The organism is Streptomyces sp. NPDC059788, from assembly GCF_042732265.1.
GTDB lineage: Bacteria > Actinomycetota > Actinomycetes > Streptomycetales > Streptomycetaceae > Streptomyces.
Map to the genome: position 1 here is coordinate 77788 of NZ_JBHWHY010000030.1, position 15822 is coordinate 93609.

Sequence of the window (15822 nt, forward strand, 5' to 3'; positions counted from 1 at the left end):
CGACCATGAGCAAGACCGAGAGCACCCGGACAGGCACCCGGACGAGCACGCGTACGCGCAACAGGCGCGGCCCGCTGGCCTCCGTCGGGCTGCACGCGACCCTGCTGATCGCCGCCGCCGTCGCGGTCTTCCCGCCGCTGTGGCTGCTCGTCACCTCCTTCAAGCCGAAGAACGACGCCTTCTCCACCGAGCCGGTCACCAACTTCACCTTCGCCAACTACCGGCACGTGGTCGCCGACACCGAGTTCCTGACCTGGTTCGGCAACTCGGTGGTCGTCGTCGGCATCACCACCGTCGTCGGCGTCTTCATCGCGGCCACCACCGGCTATGCCGTCAGCCGCTTCCGGTTCCCCGGGATGCGCCCGCTGATGTGGCTGCTGCTGATCACGCAGATGTTCCCGGTCGCCGTGCTGATCGTGCCGCTGTACAACCTGCTGGCGGGCCTGGGCCTGCTCAACCAGCCGGCGGGTCTGGTCATCACCTACCTGACCATCGCCGTTCCCTTCTGCGCCTGGATGATGAAAGGCTTCTTCGACACCATCCCGGTGGAGATCGACGAAGCCGGGCGGGTGGACGGCCTCAACCCCTTCGGCACCTTCTGGCGCCTGGTCCTGCCGCTGGCCCGCCCCGGCCTGGCCGTCACCGGCTTCTACACCTTCGTCACGGCCTGGGCCGAGGTCGCGTACGCCTCCGCCTTCATGACCGGCGAGGAGAACCTGACCCTCGCCGGCGGCCTGCAGACCTTTGTCAACCAGTACCTCAACGACTGGGGCTCGATGACCGCCGCGGCCGTCATCATCGCGGTGCCCGCGGCCCTGGTCTTCGCCTTCGCCCAGCGCCACCTCGTCGCCGGCCTCACCTCCGGCACCACCAAGGGATGACATGACCCCCCAGCACCACGCCACCGGAGCGACCACCGACGCCGCGGGCCCGGCCGGGTCCGCAGCCACCCAGTGGTGGCGCGACGCGGTGATCTACCAGGTCTACCCGCGCAGCTTCGCCGACGGCAACGGCGACGGCATGGGCGACCTGCCCGGCATCCGCGCCCGCCTGCCCTATCTGAAGGACCTGGGCACCGACGCCGTCTGGCTCAGCCCCTTCTACTCCTCCCCGCAGGCCGACGCCGGCTACGACGTCGCCGACTACCGCGTCATCGACCCGGCCTTCGGCACCCTCGCCGACGCCGAGGCCGTCATCCGCGACGCCCACGGCCTGGACCTGCGCGTCATCGTCGACGTGGTCCCCAACCACTGCTCGGACCAGCACGCCTGGTTCCGGCAGGCGCTGGACGAGGGCCCCGGCTCGACGCTCCGCGACCGCTTCCACTTCCACAAGGGCCGTGGCGAGAACGGCGAACTCCCGCCCAACGACTGGGAGTCCGTCTTCGGCGGCCCCGCCTGGACCCGCGTCGCCGACGGCGAGTGGTACCTCCACCTGTTCGCCGCCGAGCAGCCCGACTTCAACTGGGACCACCCCGCCGTCCAGGACGAGTTCCGCTCCATCCTGCGCTTCTGGCTCGACCTCGGCGTGGACGGCTTCCGCATCGACGTCGCCCACGGCCTCGTCAAGGCCCCGGGCCTGCCCGACATGGGCCGCACCGACCAGCTCAAGCTGCTCGGCAACCAGGTCCTGCCGTTCTTCGACCAGGACGGCGTCCACGAGATCTACCGCTCCTGGCGCCGCGTCCTGGACGAGTACGCGGGCGACCGCATCGGCGTCGCCGAGGCCTGGACCCCCAGCACCGACCGCACCGCCCTGTACCTGCGCCCCGACGAGCTGCACCAGGCGTTCAACTTCCACTACCTCAACACCGGCTGGGACGCCGCCGCGCTCCGCACCGTCATCGACGCCTCCCTCGACGCGATGCGGCCGGTCGGTGCCCCCACCACCTGGGTGCTGTCCAACCACGACGTCGTACGGCACCGCACCCGCCTCGGCGGCGACGCGCGCCGGGCCCGCGCCGCGGCGCTGCTCATGCTCGCGCTGCCCGGCTCGGCGTACGTCTACCAGGGCGAGGAGCTGGGCCTGCCCGAGGTCACCGACCTGCCCGACGAGGTCCGCCAGGACCCGGCGTTCTTCCGCGGCGACGGCCAGGACGGCCTGCGCGACGGCTGCCGCGTGCCGATCCCGTGGTCCGGCGACACGGCCCCGTACGGCTTCGGGACCGGCGGCAGCTGGCTGCCGCAGCCGCCGGAGTGGGCGCGCCTGAGCGTCGCCGCGCAGACCGGCGACCCGGACTCCATGCTGGAGCTGTACCGTGCGGCCCTCACGCTGCGCCGCGCCCACCCCGGGCTCGGCGCGGGCGACGCGGTCGAATGGCTGGACGCGCCCGACGGCGTGCTGTCCTTCCGGCGCCCCGGCGGCTTCGTCTGCACGGTCAACACGACACCGGAACCCGTACGCGCCCCGGTCGGGCCGGCCTGGCGCCCGTTGCTGGCGTCGGCCGCGCTCCGCACCGTCGACGACGAACTCACCCTCCCGGCGGACACCGCCGTGTGGTGGGAAGCGTGACCGACCGGCCCGACGTGCCGCCGGCCGGGGGCAGCGGCCCCCGGCTGGCGCACATCGCCGCGCAGGCCCGGGTCAGCGAGGCGACGGTCAGCCGGGTGCTCAACGGGAAGGCGGGCGTGGCCCGGGGCACCCGGCAGCGGGTCCTGGCCGCCCTCGACTTACTCGGCGGCGAACGGCCCGTACGGCTGCGCCGTGCCAGCGCCGGACTGGTCGGCCTGATCGTCCCCGAGCTGACCAACCCGATCTTCCCGGCCTTCGCCCAGCTCATCGAACAGGCCCTGGCCGGCCACGGCTACACCCCGGTCCTGTGCACCCAGCTCCCCGGCGGGGCGACCGAGGACGAACTCGTCGAGCAGCTCGAAGCACGCGGCGTCACCGGCATCATCTTCCTCTCCGGCCTCCATTCCGACAGCACCACCGACCCCGCCCGCTACACCCGCCTCACCGAGCGCGGCGTCCCCTACGTCCTCATCAACGGCCACCACGAGGGCATCGCCGCCCCCTTCGTCTCCCCGGACGACCGGGCGGCGGCCCGCATGGCCGTACGCCACCTCGCCCAACTCGGCCACCGGGACATCGGCCTGGCGGTCGGCCCGGCCCGCTACGTCCCGTCGCGCCGCAAGGCCGAAGGCTTCACCGCGGCCCTCACGGAGGCGTTCGGCCCGCGGCAGCGAGAGGCCGGACACCACGTCCGCCACACCCTGTTCGGTGTCGAAGGCGGTCACGCGGCAGCCGTGTCCCTCCTGGACGCGGGCTGCACGGCGGTCGTCTGCGGCAGCGACCTGATGGCGCTCGGCGTCGTACGGGCGGCACGCCAGCGCGGCCTGGACGTACCCTCCCAGGTCTCCGTCGTCGGCTTCGACGACTCCCAGCTGATCGCCTTCACCGACCCCCCGCTGACGACCGTGCGCCAGCCGGTACGCGCGATGGCCTCGGCGGCCGTGGACGCGCTGATCGAGGAGATCCGCGCCCGCGCCGACGGCGACCGGCCGCCGGACCGGCACACGGAGTTCGTCTTCCAGCCGGAGCTGGTGGTACGCGGCTCGACGGCACGCCTGCCCGGTCGGGCGGACGCGAGGGTCAGCGGCCCAGGCGGCACGTGATGAGCGAAGCGTGCGGGCAGCGCAGGTACGCGGACCAGAACGCGGGGCCGTGTGCCCGCAGGCCGTCGGGCGACACCCGGAAGGCGTGCCAGGCGACGTCCGTGAAGCCGGCGTCCACCAGCGCGCTTTGCAGGGCGCACCGGCTCCAGTAGCGCGCCGAAATGGTGGCTTCGTACGGGCCGAAGCACAGCTCCAAGGTGATCCGGGAGGCGTCCGCGCGCGGCTCGTCCTCGTGCAGGCGCAGACCGTACGGCTCGTAGTACGCGGGATCGCCCGCGTAGTCCGGGTTGACGGGCAGTGTCACGAACAGGCCGCCGGGAGCCAGGGCGCGCGCGGCGACCGAGCACAGGTCGACCAGTTCGGGGTACGTCGTCGCGTACGGCAGCACGTACACGCCGAGCGCGACGTCGAAATCGCCGTCCGACGGCGGCTCGGTCGTGTACTGGATGCCGAGCGGCTCCCCGGCCTCGCGTTCCGCCGCGTGGGCGATCATGCCCGCGGAGATGTCGTACCCGACCACCCGGCCGGCGCCGGCCCGCCGGAGCGCCCGGCAGTACTGCCCGGTGCCGCACCCGATGTCCAGCACCGACCGTCCGGCCTGGCCGCCCAGCACCTCCAGCACCGTGTACGACTCCAGGTCCCGCCGCCAGGGCAGCTCGGCCATCTCCTCGTACATCCGGCCCAGCGCGTCGAACTGGCTGCTCATCCCGTCGTCCCGCGGCCGTCAGCCCGGCGCGAGCGGCGAGCCCAGCAGCCAGTTGCCGGGGGCCTGCGGGTCCGCGCTCAGGTAGAACTCCTCGATGGCCGTACGGAACTCCGCGTGGCTGATGGCGCCGTCGCCGTCGCGGTCCAGCCGCTGGAAGGCGGGGGCCGATTTCGCCGGTTCGATGTCGAGCGCCTCGTACATCCGTACGTACTCGTCGGCGGTGAGCACGCCGTTGCGGTCGGTGTCGAGGGTCCGCATGAGCGCGTCGACGATGGCGAGCACGACATGCTCGAAGTTCTTCGGCTCGGTGACGTGCGAGCGCATCAGGTCGATGAACGCGCGGCGCCCCACCCGCCCCTCGCCGTCCGCCCCGCCCGCGTCGAGCAGCACCTGCCACCACAGCCCGAACGCCTCGCGCAGCGCGGTGCGGTTCTCGTGGTCCCCGGGCCGGGCCACCGCCGTGAACAGCCCGGCCATCTGCTCGAAGTCCTCGCGGGTGAGCCAGCCGTCCTCGGTGCGGTCGATCCAGTCGAAGAGAATGCTGAACTTGCGCTCCAGGGCGTCATGTTCCGTCATCGGGTCCCACCGTCCTTCCGCGATGCGTCAGGGGCGCGTCCCATGTAACTGCCGCCGCGCGAAGCGGTCAACGACGGTTTTGGCCGGGTGGACCCCCGCGCCGGATGCCTGCGCGGGGCGGGTGCCGCGCCCGGCCTCACTTCTTGCCGAGGAACTCTTCCAGGACCGAGGTGGGGGCGTAGCGGGCCACGGCCGCGCAGGTGAAGCAGACGAAGATCCCGGCGTAGGAGAGGAAGGAGAAGTTTCCGACCAGGAGCAGGACGAATGCCAGTACGGTGAACGCGGCGGGAGCCAGCGTCCTGATGGGGCGCACGCGGTCCTCCCGCGCCTGCAGCTCCCCGGCGAGCTCCTGGTTGCGCCTTCGGCGCCGACGCTCCTGCTCCCTGCGCAGACCGGCTTCCCGCTCCGCCCGCTCCTGCGCTTCCAGACGCCGCTTCAGCTCCGTCATGGCGGCGTCCTGTTCGGGGCTCCGCCCCGGCGGTGTGTGCACATGGACATCGCCGTCGAAGGTGCCGGTCTGGATCACCAGGCCGTGGTTGACCTCGGCGTTGAACACATTCGTGACGGTCCGCTCGTCGATGTCCCGGCGCGGTGTGTCATCCCCCATACCACCGACGGTACCGGCGCCGCACCGGAAGCACCATCGGCTCCCGTGCGCCACTGGTGCCGCCGGTGCCGCCCGGAGCGGCTGCCGTAACCTCGCTGCAATCTCTTGCGCAAAGTCTTGCAACAATCAACCGCGGCGGATAGAACAACGGCTGAACACCTCCCACCCCCTCAGGAGGAGCCATGCCCACCACCCGCCGTCGCCGGTCCGCCCGCAGACCCGTGGCCGCCGCGCTCGCCCTTCTCTCCGGTGCGGCGGCGGCCCTCCTCGCCCCGCCGCCTCCGGCGTACGCGGCGCCGCCCGGGGCGAAGGACGTGGCCGCCGAACTCTTCGAGTGGCGTTACGCGTCGGTCGCCGAGGAGTGCGCGAACACCCTCGGCCCGGCCGGTTACGGCTATGTGGAGGTCTCGCCCGCCTCCGAGCACATCCAGGGCGCCCCGTGGTGGACCTCGTACCAGCCGGTCAGCTACAAGATCGCCGGGAGGCTCGGCGACCGGGCGGCCTTCAAGAAGATGGTGGACGCCTGCCACGCGGCGGGCGTCAAGGTCGTCGCGGACGCGGTGATCAACCACATGTCCGCCGGGTCGGGGACGGGCACCGGCGGATCGTCGTACACGAAGTACGACTACCCGGGGACCTACCAGCGCCAGGACATGGACGACTGCACCGGGCAGGTCACCGACTACCGCGACCGCCGGAACGTCCAGCACTGCGAACTGGTCGGGCTGGCCGACCTGGACACCGGCGAGCCGTACGTCCGGTCGCGGATCGCCGCGTACCTCGACGACCTGCTGTCGCTCGGCGTGGACGGATTCCGGATCGACGCGGCCAAGCACATACCGGCGGAGGATCTGGCCGCGGTCAAACGGCTGTTGAAGAAGCCGTCCGTCTACTGGAAACAGGAGGCCATATACGGGGAGGGCGAAGCCGTCTCCCCGACCGAGTACCTGGGCAACGGCGACGTACAGGAATTCCGTTACGGGCGCGACCTCAAGCGCGTGTTCCAGAACGAGAAGCTGGCCTACCTGAAGAACTTCGGAGAGGGCTGGGCCTATATGCCCTCCGGGCAGTCCGGTGTCTTCGTCGACAACTGGGACACCGAGCGCAACGGCTCGACCCTCAGCTACAAGAACGGCGCGGACTACACCCTCGCCAACGTCTACATGCTGGCCTGGCCGTACGGCGCCCCGGACGTGCATTCCGGTTACGAGTTCTCCGACGACGACGCGGGGCCGCCGAACGGCGGAGCGGTGCGCGCCTGTTGGCAGGACGGATGGAAATGCCAGCACAACTGGCCCGAGATCCGCGCCATGGTCGGCTTCCGCAACGCGACCCGCGGCGCGGCCGTCGGCGACTGGTGGGACAACGGCAACAACGCGATCGCCTTCGGGCGCGGCGACAAAGGCTACGCCGTGATCAACCACGAGAGCGGCGCGCTCAGCCGTACGTTCCGGACCTCGCTGCCCGCCGGCACGTACTGCGACGTACAGAGCCGGAAGCCGGTGACCGTGGACGGCGACGGGCGCTTCACCGCCACGCTCGCCCCGAACACGGCGCTGGCGCTGCACGTCGGCGCGCGCGGCTGCGGCTGACCACCCCCGAACGTCCTGAAGGAGTCCTTACGTGAGGCGCACCCTCCGCCGTACCGTCACAGCCGTGGCCATGGCCCTGTGCGCGGCGGTCCTGCCCGCCCCGCCCTCCGCGAACGCAGCACCGCCACCGGCTCCCGCCCAGGCGGCGGCGCAGTGGATCGACCGCGACACCGTGGTCTGGAAGGGGGCGCGGCACGCGCCCGCCGAGCTGGAGTTCGGGGCGCAGGGACAGCAGGGGCGGATACGGCTGACTCCCGGCAGCCTCACGCCCGCCGAACGAGCCGCGTACCCGCACCTGAAGGACTTCCCGGCCTTCGCCGTCGCCCCGCGCGACAGCGGACTGGCCCGCACCGCGCTGCGGGACCGGGTCGTGGCCGTGCAGCGGGACGCCGACGGGCGGCGCGTCAGCACCGGCGTACAGATCCCCGGCGTACTGGACGACCTGTACGGCCCGGCCGCCGCCGGCGCGCCGCTCGGCCCGGTCTTCCGGCACGGCCGCCCCACCCTCTCCGTCTGGGCGCCGACCGCCCGCACCGTCGCGCTCGAACTCGACGGCCGTACGGTCCCGATGCGGCGGGACGACGCGAGCGGCGTGTGGCAGGTACGGGGCGCGCGGGGCTGGGCGGGCAAGCCGTACCGGTACGTCGTGACCGTGTGGGCGCCCGCCGCCGGCCGCTTCGTCACGAACAAGGTCACCGACCCGTACGCGACCGCCCTGACCGCCGACTCCGCCCGCAGCCTCGTCGTCGACCTCGCCGACCCACGCCTCGCGCCGAAGGGCTGGACGAAGCTCAGGAAGCCGGCGGCCGTGCCGCTGAACCGGGCCCGCATCCAGGAGCTGCACATCCGGGACTTCTCCGTCGCGGACCGCACGTCCCGGCACCCCGGCCGGTACCTGGCCTTCACCGACCGCCGCTCGGCCGGAATGCGGCAGCTGAAGGCCCTCGCCGCCGCCGGAACGTCCTACGTCCACCTGCTGCCCGCCTTCGACATCGCGACCATCCCCGAGCGGCGCTCCGACCAGGCCCGGCCGGGCTGCGACCTGGCGGCGCTGCCCGCCGACTCCGAGCAGCAGCAGGAATGCGTCGGCAGGACCGCTGCCCGTGACGCCTACAACTGGGGTTACGACCCGTTCCACTACACCGTGCCGGAAGGCTCGTACGCCTCGGACCCGGATTCGCCGCGCGCGCGGACCGTCGAATTCCGCCGCATGGTGCAGGGGCTGAACGGAGCCGGGCTGCGCACCGTCATGGACGTCGTCTACAACCACACCGCCGCGAGCGGGCAGGACGCACGGTCCGTACTGGACCGCATCGTCCCCGGCTACTACCACCGGCTGCTGGACGACGGGGCCGTGGCCACCTCCACCTGCTGCGCGAACACCGCGCCCGAGCACACGATGATGGGCCGGCTCGTCGTCGACTCGATCGTCACCTGGGCCAGGCAGTACAAGGTCGACGGCTTCCGGTTCGACCTGATGGGGCACCACCCGAAGGCCAACATCCTGGCCGTGCGCAAGGCCCTCGACGCACTGACGCCCGCCGAGGACGGCGTGGACGGCAAGGCGATCGTCCTGTACGGGGAAGGCTGGAACTTCGGCGAGGTCGCGGACGACGCGCGCTTCGTGCAGGCCACCCAGCGGAACATGGCGGGCACCGGCATCGCCACCTTCAGCGACCGCGCGCGCGACGCCGTACGCGGCGGCGGGCCCTTCGACGCGGACCCGCGCGTCCAGGGCTTCGCCTCCGGCCTCTACACGGCCCCCAACCCCTCGCCCGCCAACGGCACTCCCGCCGAACAGCGCGCCAGGCTCCTCCACTACCAGGACCTCCTCAAGGTGGGGCTGACGGGCAACCTCGCCGACTACACCTTCACCGACACCTCCGGCCGCACGGTCAAGGGCTCGCAGGTCGACTACAACGGCGCGCCCGCCGGATACGCAGCCGCCCCCGGCGACGCCCTCGCGTACGCCGACGCCCACGACAACGAGACCCTGTACGACGCCCTCGCCTACAAGCTGCCGCAGGGCACGTCCGCCACCGACCGCGCCCGTATGCAGGTCGTGGCCATGGCCACCGCGGCCCTGTCCCAGGGCCCGGCCCTCTCCCAGGCGGGGAGCGACCTGCTCCGCTCCAAGTCCCTGGACCGCAACTCCTTCGAGAGCGGCGACTGGTTCAACGCCCTGCACTGGGACTGCCGCGACGGCAACGGCTTCGGGCGCGGCCTGCCGCCCGCCGCCGACAACAAGGACAAATGGCCGTACGCCCGGCCCCTGCTCGCCGACCCGGCCCTGCGCCCCGGCTGCGCGCAGATCACCGCGGCCTCCGCCGCCTACCGCGACCTGCTCCGCATCCACGCCACCGAACCGGCCTTCGGCCTGACCAGCACCGCCGCCGTACAGGCCGCGCTCTCCTTCCCGCTGTCGGGAACGGCCGAGACACCGGGCGTGGTGACCATGCGGCTGGGCAGGCTGGTCGTGGTCTTCAACGCGACGCCGCAGCGGCAGGTCCAGCGTGTTCCGGCGCTGGCCGGGCAGCGGTACGGCCTGCACCGCGTGCAGGCGCGCGGCGCGGACCGGGTGGTGCGGACGGCGACGTACGACCGGCGCACGGCGACGTTCGGCGTGCCGGCGCGCACGGTGGCGGTCTTCGCGGCGCGGTAGGCGGGCGGCGGCTGTCCGGGGCGGGCGCGTCCCACCGGCGCCAAGGCATCCGCTCCGCCGGATTGTGGGGCCGTCCATGGGCCGCCCTGCCCATGGACGGCCCGTCCGCCGATGGCGGCTCCGGGGCCCGGTTTCCCCCGTGGATCGTCCCCATGGTTCCCCCATCCGTCCGCCGGAGCGGACTCCATGGGCCCCCGTGATCCCGTGCCCTCAGGCCCCGGTGACACCACTGTGCGCCGCCCGGGAATTGTCCGAAAGCCCGGGAAGCGCCGGACAAAGGGCCGTACAACCTCTCCCGGTTGTGCGGCGACGCGGCGCGCGCCGGTGCCCTGCGCTGGATGTGCGCCCCTACCGCTCCTGCGCGCCGGTGTCCGCGCCCGGCGCGAACAGGCGCTTCTCCAGCAGTGTGACGGTGTACCTGCTGCCGTCCGAGCCTTCCTTCGCCCGCTGCTCCCCGACGGCCCGGTAGCCGGCGCTCTCGTAGTACGGCTGGAGGCGCGGGTTGCCCGACTTGCAGTCGAGGCGGCTCAGCGGACGTCCCGCCTCGGCGATCCGCTGCTCGGCACGGGCCAGCATCGCGCGGCCGGTGCCCGCCGGTGCCCGGTCGCGGTCGACCATCAGCCGGTGCAGATAGCCCGCGACGGGCGGCTGCGGGCCCCACGCGGGCAGGTCCTCCCACCACAGTTCCCACGCGCCGGCGATCTCCCCGCCCACCTCGGCGAACCACACCTCGTCCTGCTTGATCCGCAGCCGGAAGTGCTCCGCGTCCCGCTCGCCCGGCGTCCACTGGTCGATGCCCCGGTCCCGCATCCAGCGGGCGGCGCCGTCGTAGAGCGCGACGAGGGCGGCCACGTCGGCGTCGGTGTCCGCGGCGAGACGGAAGGTGATCATGTCCATGCGCGGATTGTGCCGCAGGGGCGGCGGAACGGACTCGTCCGTCTCACCGCGGCTGCGGCGCCAGGGCGACGAGCCGGGCCAGCAGTTCGCCGAACGGCCCGTCGGACGGCTCGCCGGCCAGGACGCGCCCCAGGACGGCGGCCGTCTCCTCGTCGTACGCGGCGCTCACCGCGGCCAGCGCCGCGAAGTCGTGCACCAGCTGGCGTTCCAGCTCGCCGCGCGGGATGGCGCGGCTGTCGAGCCAGATCAGCGCCGTCGTCTCGGCGAGCGATATCCAGGAGCGGACGACCAGTTCCATGCGCGGCGCGGGGCCGGTCACGCCGAGGTGGGCGAGGATCTGCTCGTACGCGGCCTGGCGCACCCCGTCGATCATCGCGCTCGTCCGGCCCGACCCGACGCCCTCCATGGCGCCGATGGACGGCCCGCCGCGCATCAGCGCGGAGAAGCCGGGCCCGTGCTCCTCGACAAAGTCGAAGAATCGTTCCATCACGCGCAGCAGACGCGCGCCGAGCGGGCCTTCGCGCGGCTCGACGAAGCGGGCCGCCAGTTCGTCGGCCGCCCGCCGCAGCGCCGCCTCGTACAGGCTCTGCTTGCCCGGGAAGTAGTGGTAGACCAGCGGCCGGGAGATCCCGGCCGCCTCGGCGATCTCGTCGATCGAGACCTCCTCCGGGGCCCGGTGGCTGAACAGGCCGAGCGCCACGGCGATCAGCTGCTCGCGTCGTTCCTCGACACCCATCCTGCGGCGCGCCCCGTTGGTCATGCGCACACCCTAACGACCGGGGACGCGCCACGGAATCGAGCGGCCGTGGACACCGGTCCCGGCGCCCTCAGAGGTCGAGGACCAGGCGCCCGCCCCGGGCCCGCGAGACGCAGATCAGCATGGAGTCGTCACGTTCGGCGTCGGTGAGCAGCTCGTCGCGGTGGTCCACCTCGCCGGACAGCACCCGCTGTTGACAGGTGCCGCAGAAGCCCTGCTCACAGGAGTACGGGAGGTCGGGCAGCGCCTGCTCGCGGATGGCACGCAGGGCACTGCCGTCCGCCGGGACGGTGACCGTGCGGCCGGTGCGCCGCAGCTCGACCTCGAACTCCGCGTTCTCCCCGGCGGGCAGGGCCGCGGCGGGCGCGAACCGCTCGGTGTACAGCGTCAGTCCGCGCGCCCCCTGCGGCAGCAGCCCGGCCACGGCGTCCATCAGCGGGTCCGGGCCGCAGCAGTAGACGGCGGCGTGCGGCGGGGCCCCGGCGAGCGCGCCCGCCAGGTCGGGCAGGCCGTCCGCGTCCTCGGCGACCACCGTCACCCGGTCCGACGCGGCCCCCGCCAGCTTCTCGATCTCCTCCAGGAACGGCATCGACGCGCGCGACCGCCCGCCGTACACCAGCCGCCAGGGCACCCCCTCGGACTCGGCCTGGCGCAGCATCGGCAGGATCGGCGTGATGCCGATACCGCCCGCGACGAACAGATACGCGTGGCACTCCTCCAGCCGGAAGCGGTTGCGCGGCCCGCGCACCTCGACGGCCGTGCCCTCGTGCAGCTGCTCGTGCACCTCCCGCGAGCCGCCCCGGCCGTCCTCGATCAGGCGCGTCGCGATCGTGTACGAGCCGGTGTCGGCGGGGTCGCCGCACAGGGAGTACTGCCGTACGGCACCCGAGGGCAGCACCACGTCCAGGTGGGCCCCGGGCTCCCAGGCCGGCAGGTTCTCGCCCTCCAGGCGCAGCCGTACGACGCCCTCGGCCTCCTCGGCACGCTCCACGACCAGCAGCCGCAGGGGGCCGGAGCGGTCCCGGCCCCGGCCGGAGACGGGATTCTCCAGGGCGGGCATCGGCCACAGCGGCGCGCGGCCGATACGCCGCCGCAGGGCACGCTGGACGACCAGCGCGGCACCGGCGGCGACCAGGACCGTACGTATCCGGGGGAGGGGCGGCATATCAGGCGGCTCCTGTCGGGTGGGCCTTCGTCGGGTGGGGCTCGGGAGCTTGGGCCTCGGCGGCGGTCGCGGCGGGGGACCCGGCGAGGTACGCGGCGGCCTGCTCGGTGCTGCCGTACCGCGAGGGGTGGTAGGTCCGGCTCAGGTACTGGGGGATGGAGCGGGCCATGTCGGCGGCGGTGGGCAGCACGCCCTGGCGCCCGCCCCGTACGAACTCCTGGAAGCTGGCCCGGCCGTCCGGGAGCGACGGGTCGTTCGCCATGAAGAAGCGGGTGCCGCGCTGCCAGAGGAAGACGAGCGCGCCGAAGGCGGTGGCCCAGGTGCGCACCCGCCGCCGGTAGCCGCCGTCCACGTGCATGAACAGGTCGAAGGCGACCGAGCGGTGCTCGACCTCCTCGGCGCCGTGCCAGCGCAGCAGGTCCAGCATCGTCGGATCGGCGCCCTTGGCGTCCAGCGCCTCCGCGTTGAGCACCCAGTCCCCGAGGAAGGCCGTGTAGTGCTCGATCGCGGCGATGATCGCGACGCGCTCCATCAGCCACCACTGGCGCGCCCGGCCCGGCGGCAGGGTCCGGTCGCCGAGCAGCTTCTCGAAGAGCCAGTCGACCTGCGCGGTGTACGGGGTCGGGTCCAGTCCGAGCCGCTTGAGGTGCGGCAGGACGTCGTCGTGCGCCTGGGAGTGCATCGCCTCCTGGCCGATGAACCCGATCACGTCCTCCCGCAGCCGCGCGTCCCTGATCTGCGGCAGCACCTGCTTGTAGACGTGCACGAACCAGCGTTCACCGGCGGGCAGCAGCAGGTGCAGCACGTTGATCGTGTGGGTGCTGTCCGGGTCGCCGGGAATCCAGTGCAGGGGAGTGTCCGCCCAGTCGAAGGCGACGTTGCGTGCCTTCAGCGGGGTGTGCTCGGACGCGACCGGCCGGGGCCGCAACGAGGCCGTATTAGACATGGCGTCAATGTACTGGCGGGTACGGGATCGGCAACAGCCCTCGGCAGGGAATTCCCGCGACGGACCTCCGTAGGCCGCGCCGCCCCGGCGCCCGGGGCCGTACCGCCTCGGCCCGTATCCGCCGTACTGCCTCGGCCCGCCCCCTACCGCAACCCCGTGACCCGCTCCCCGCTCCGCAGCCGCCCCGACAGCTCCGCCTCGGCACCCGCCGCGGCCGGTACGGCCAGCTGTGAGCCCGCCGCCCGGCCCGTGACGCCGCCGCCCGCGCCGATCTCCGTGAGCTGTGCGCTGCCCGCGGCCACCAGCCACCACTGCCCGCCGGCCGCCTTCCACAGCACCCCGGCCAGCGCCCACGGTTCGCGCGGACCGCATCCCGGGCCGCCCTCGGAGCGCGCCACCACGGTGCCCGGCGCGTACCGCTGTCCGGCCGGGGGCGGCGCCTGGACCTGCGCGAACGTGCGGCTGCCCGCGCCCCGCCAGGTCTCGGCACGCGTGCACACCCACGCCGCGGTGCCGCCCCCGGCGGGCAGCTGCTGCCGGGCGAACTCCCAGGAGTTGACCGTGCGTACGCCCTGGCCGCGCAGCCCGCCGAGATGGCACGCCGTACGCGCCCAGGCCGTGCCCGCCTGCGGCCCGTCCGGCTCGCCGGGCTGCGCCGGGGCGCCGGACGTCAGCCGGGCCGGGACCAGTTCGCCGAGGTCGGTGAAGAGGTGACCGTCCATCCGCAGGGCCTGCCACGTGGTGCAGGTCGTGGCCTGCGCGGGGGAGGGCGCGGGCGCGGTCGTGCCGTCCTCGCCGACGGGCAGCGGCTGGGCCGCGCCGCCGGGCTTCAGGAGGTCGGTCAGTTCGGCGTGCTCGATCCATGGGGCGGTCAGGTAACGGACGTTGCTGTCCGAGCGGTTCAGCACCAGCGCCGTGGCGGAGGTGCTGTCCGCACCGTCCGTACGGGCGAAGTCCAGCGCCGCGCCAGGGCCCCCACCCGGCGCACCGGAACCGTCCACCGGCTCCGCGTAGCGCACCACGCGCAGTCCGTCGTACAGGAGCACCACCGCAGCCCGGTCCGCCACACCCGCGTAGAGCAGCTGTGGCGGACCGGCCGCGGGGCCCTCGGCGGTGCCCGGAGTCGCCGAGACCCGCACGTCCGGGCCGGGCCTGGCCCACACGGCCAGCGCGCGCCGCAGGAGCGCCTGGTCGTGCGTGCGGTCTCCGCGGGCGGGCCACGCCGAGAAACCCCGCCGTGTCGCGTGCCGCCATGCTCCGGCGGCGGCCCGCGTCACCTTGGCGGGGTCCAGGGCGGCCTGCGCCGCCGCGTTCTCGGCGTACGGGGGAGCCGCGGCGCCATCGGGGCCCCAACCGCCGCCCGGCAGAGTCAGCAGCGCACCGCACACCAGCACCGCCGCCCCCGCCGCCAGCGCCGCGCGGCTGTGCCGGCGGCGCCGCAGGAGGTCGGTGGGCCGGGCCTGGAGGGAGCACGGATCGAACTCGGCGGATTCCAGCAGCGACCGGCTCCGGCTGCCCGCCGGTGGCGCCACCCCGGCCGCCGCGGCCAGCGCGCCCTGGGCGTCCTCGGCGTCGGCCGCTTCCAGGAGCGCCCGTACTTCCGTGTCGCCCAGGCCCTCCAGCGCGCGCAGCACGTACGCCGCGCGGGCCGGGGCGGGCAGGGCGGACAGCGTCCGGTCCAGGACGAGTTCGTCCGCGCCGCCGGACCGCGGGAACAGCCGCAGGCCCCAGACCTGCGGCAGCAGGGGCGGCAGCGGCGGTACGGGCATCTCGTGGCGCATCAACGGCAGTCGTACGCGCGGTCGTTCGGCGGCCAGGGCTGCGCGCAGGACCCGCAGTCGTACGAACGCGTAACCGGGGCTCGTGACGGGGTGGCCGGGGCGGCCGGAGTGGCGCTGGGGCGGCAGGGCGGGCAGTCGCGCGGACACGCCCCGGCGTGGCAGCGCGCGCTGGACGACCGAATGCGCTTTCAGAACACGCCGGTTGCGCCCCAGCGCCGACGGCAGCACCAGATAGGCGAGACGCGTCAGCCGCGGATAGTGCTCGACGAGGGCCGCCTCGGCCCGGTCGACGTCGACGAACGCGGCCGGGCTGTCACCGGCGCCGGGACGGAGGCCGGATGGGCGGGGGGCTGTTGCCTGCTGCTGCTCCACGTTCGGTGAAACGAGTGAATACTGCGATGGTCACCTCGTCCACGCGCGCCCTTCCGGCGCGACGGGCGCCGCCTCCACCCGGCCTCCAGCTTTGACGCTATGGGCGCCGCCCCCTACCACCAGTTCCGGTACGGCAGCTCCAACCCG

The 15822-nt window shown here is 73.5% G+C and carries 13 protein-coding genes; 5 read left to right on the forward strand and 8 right to left on the reverse strand.

Going from position 1 to position 15822, the window contains the following annotated elements:
* Positions 1-5: 5 nt before the first annotated feature.
* The 3 genes from ACFV57_RS25495 to ACFV57_RS25505 are packed head-to-tail and all read left to right on the forward strand — an operon-like array spanning position 6 to position 3614.
* Positions 6-881: a sugar ABC transporter permease gene (locus tag ACFV57_RS25495; RefSeq protein ID WP_385236824.1), complete on the forward strand. Its 876-nt coding sequence runs from the start codon at positions 6-8 to the stop codon at positions 879-881.
* Between the two features lies 1 nt (position 882).
* A complete protein-coding gene (locus ACFV57_RS25500; protein WP_385236680.1) occupies positions 883-2511 on the forward strand; it encodes a glycoside hydrolase family 13 protein in 1629 nt (542 codons plus the stop codon).
* Entirely contained in the window at positions 2508-3614 is a 1107-nt protein-coding gene (locus tag ACFV57_RS25505) for a LacI family DNA-binding transcriptional regulator (protein ID WP_385236683.1), read from the forward strand. Before ACFV57_RS25500 ends, ACFV57_RS25505 begins: the two co-directional genes overlap by 4 nt.
* Here the strand turns inward: ACFV57_RS25505 and ACFV57_RS25510 are convergent.
* The 3 genes from ACFV57_RS25510 to ACFV57_RS25520 all read right to left on the reverse strand — a co-directional run bounded on the left by ACFV57_RS25510 (position 3592) and on the right by ACFV57_RS25520 (position 5503).
* Positions 3592-4320, reverse strand: a complete 729-nt coding sequence (locus ACFV57_RS25510) for a class I SAM-dependent methyltransferase (protein ID WP_385236686.1) — start codon at positions 4318-4320, stop codon at positions 3592-3594. The two genes, ACFV57_RS25505 and ACFV57_RS25510, sit on opposite strands and share 23 nt — an antisense overlap.
* Positions 4321-4338: 18 nt before the next feature.
* Positions 4339-4896, reverse strand: coding sequence for an EF-hand domain-containing protein (locus tag ACFV57_RS25515; protein ID WP_385236689.1), 558 nt, complete (start codon positions 4894-4896; stop codon positions 4339-4341).
* A 136-nt stretch (positions 4897-5032) separates the two neighbouring features.
* On the reverse strand, positions 5033-5503 hold the full coding sequence (locus ACFV57_RS25520) for a hypothetical protein (RefSeq protein ID WP_385236692.1): 471 nt from the start codon (positions 5501-5503) through the stop codon (positions 5033-5035).
* Between the two features lie 182 nt (positions 5504-5685).
* Between ACFV57_RS25520 and ACFV57_RS25525 the strand changes: the two genes are divergently transcribed.
* Both ACFV57_RS25525 and pulA read left to right on the forward strand, forming a co-directional pair.
* Positions 5686-7095, forward strand: a complete 1410-nt coding sequence (locus ACFV57_RS25525; RefSeq protein ID WP_385236695.1) for an alpha-amylase family protein — start codon at positions 5686-5688, stop codon at positions 7093-7095.
* Positions 7096-7126: 31 nt separating this feature from the next.
* Positions 7127-9757 (forward strand): pullulanase-type alpha-1,6-glucosidase, encoded by a 2631-nt coding sequence (gene pulA, locus ACFV57_RS25530; protein WP_385236698.1) that lies wholly within the window; start codon positions 7127-7129, stop codon positions 9755-9757.
* 348 nt (positions 9758-10105) lie between these two features.
* On the opposite strand, the gene ACFV57_RS25535 is transcribed toward pulA, so the two are convergent.
* From ACFV57_RS25535 to ACFV57_RS25555, 5 genes are all read right to left on the reverse strand, one after another.
* Complete coding sequence (locus ACFV57_RS25535) at positions 10106-10654, reverse strand: GNAT family N-acetyltransferase (RefSeq protein ID WP_385236700.1); 549 nt, start codon at positions 10652-10654, stop codon at positions 10106-10108.
* Between the two features lie 43 nt (positions 10655-10697).
* Positions 10698-11414, reverse strand: coding sequence for a TetR/AcrR family transcriptional regulator (locus ACFV57_RS25540; protein WP_385236702.1), 717 nt, complete (start codon positions 11412-11414; stop codon positions 10698-10700).
* Positions 11415-11481: 67 nt separating this feature from the next.
* Positions 11482-12576 carry a PDR/VanB family oxidoreductase gene (locus ACFV57_RS25545; RefSeq protein ID WP_385236704.1) on the reverse strand — a complete coding sequence of 365 codons (1095 nt, stop codon included), beginning with the start codon at positions 12574-12576 and terminating at the stop codon, positions 11482-11484.
* Position 12577: 1 nt separating this feature from the next.
* Entirely contained in the window at positions 12578-13522 is a 945-nt protein-coding gene (locus ACFV57_RS25550) for a metal-dependent hydrolase (RefSeq protein ID WP_385236706.1), read from the reverse strand.
* Positions 13523-13665: 143 nt separating this feature from the next.
* Positions 13666-15675: a hypothetical protein gene (locus ACFV57_RS25555; RefSeq protein ID WP_385236709.1), complete on the reverse strand. Its 2010-nt coding sequence runs from the start codon at positions 15673-15675 to the stop codon at positions 13666-13668.
* Positions 15676-15822: the final 147 nt, after the last annotated feature.

Coding starts and splice junctions, on each gene's coding strand:
- ACFV57_RS25495 (WP_385236824.1), top strand. CDS start 6: ATGAGCAAGACCGAGAGCACCCGGACAGGCACCCGGACGAGCACGCGT.
- ACFV57_RS25535 (WP_385236700.1), bottom strand. CDS start 10,654: ATGGACATGATCACCTTCCGTCTCGCCGCGGACACCGACGCCGACGTG.
- ACFV57_RS25520 (WP_385236692.1), bottom strand. CDS start 5,503: ATGGGGGATGACACACCGCGCCGGGACATCGACGAGCGGACCGTCACG.
- ACFV57_RS25515 (WP_385236689.1), bottom strand. CDS start 4,896: ATGACGGAACATGACGCCCTGGAGCGCAAGTTCAGCATTCTCTTCGAC.
- ACFV57_RS25500 (WP_385236680.1), top strand. CDS start 883: ATGACCCCCCAGCACCACGCCACCGGAGCGACCACCGACGCCGCGGGC.
- ACFV57_RS25525 (WP_385236695.1), top strand. CDS start 5,686: ATGCCCACCACCCGCCGTCGCCGGTCCGCCCGCAGACCCGTGGCCGCC.
- ACFV57_RS25540 (WP_385236702.1), bottom strand. CDS start 11,414: ATGACCAACGGGGCGCGCCGCAGGATGGGTGTCGAGGAACGACGCGAG.
- ACFV57_RS25510 (WP_385236686.1), bottom strand. CDS start 4,320: ATGAGCAGCCAGTTCGACGCGCTGGGCCGGATGTACGAGGAGATGGCC.
- ACFV57_RS25550 (WP_385236706.1), bottom strand. CDS start 13,522: ATGTCTAATACGGCCTCGTTGCGGCCCCGGCCGGTCGCGTCCGAGCAC.
- ACFV57_RS25545 (WP_385236704.1), bottom strand. CDS start 12,576: ATGCCGCCCCTCCCCCGGATACGTACGGTCCTGGTCGCCGCCGGTGCC.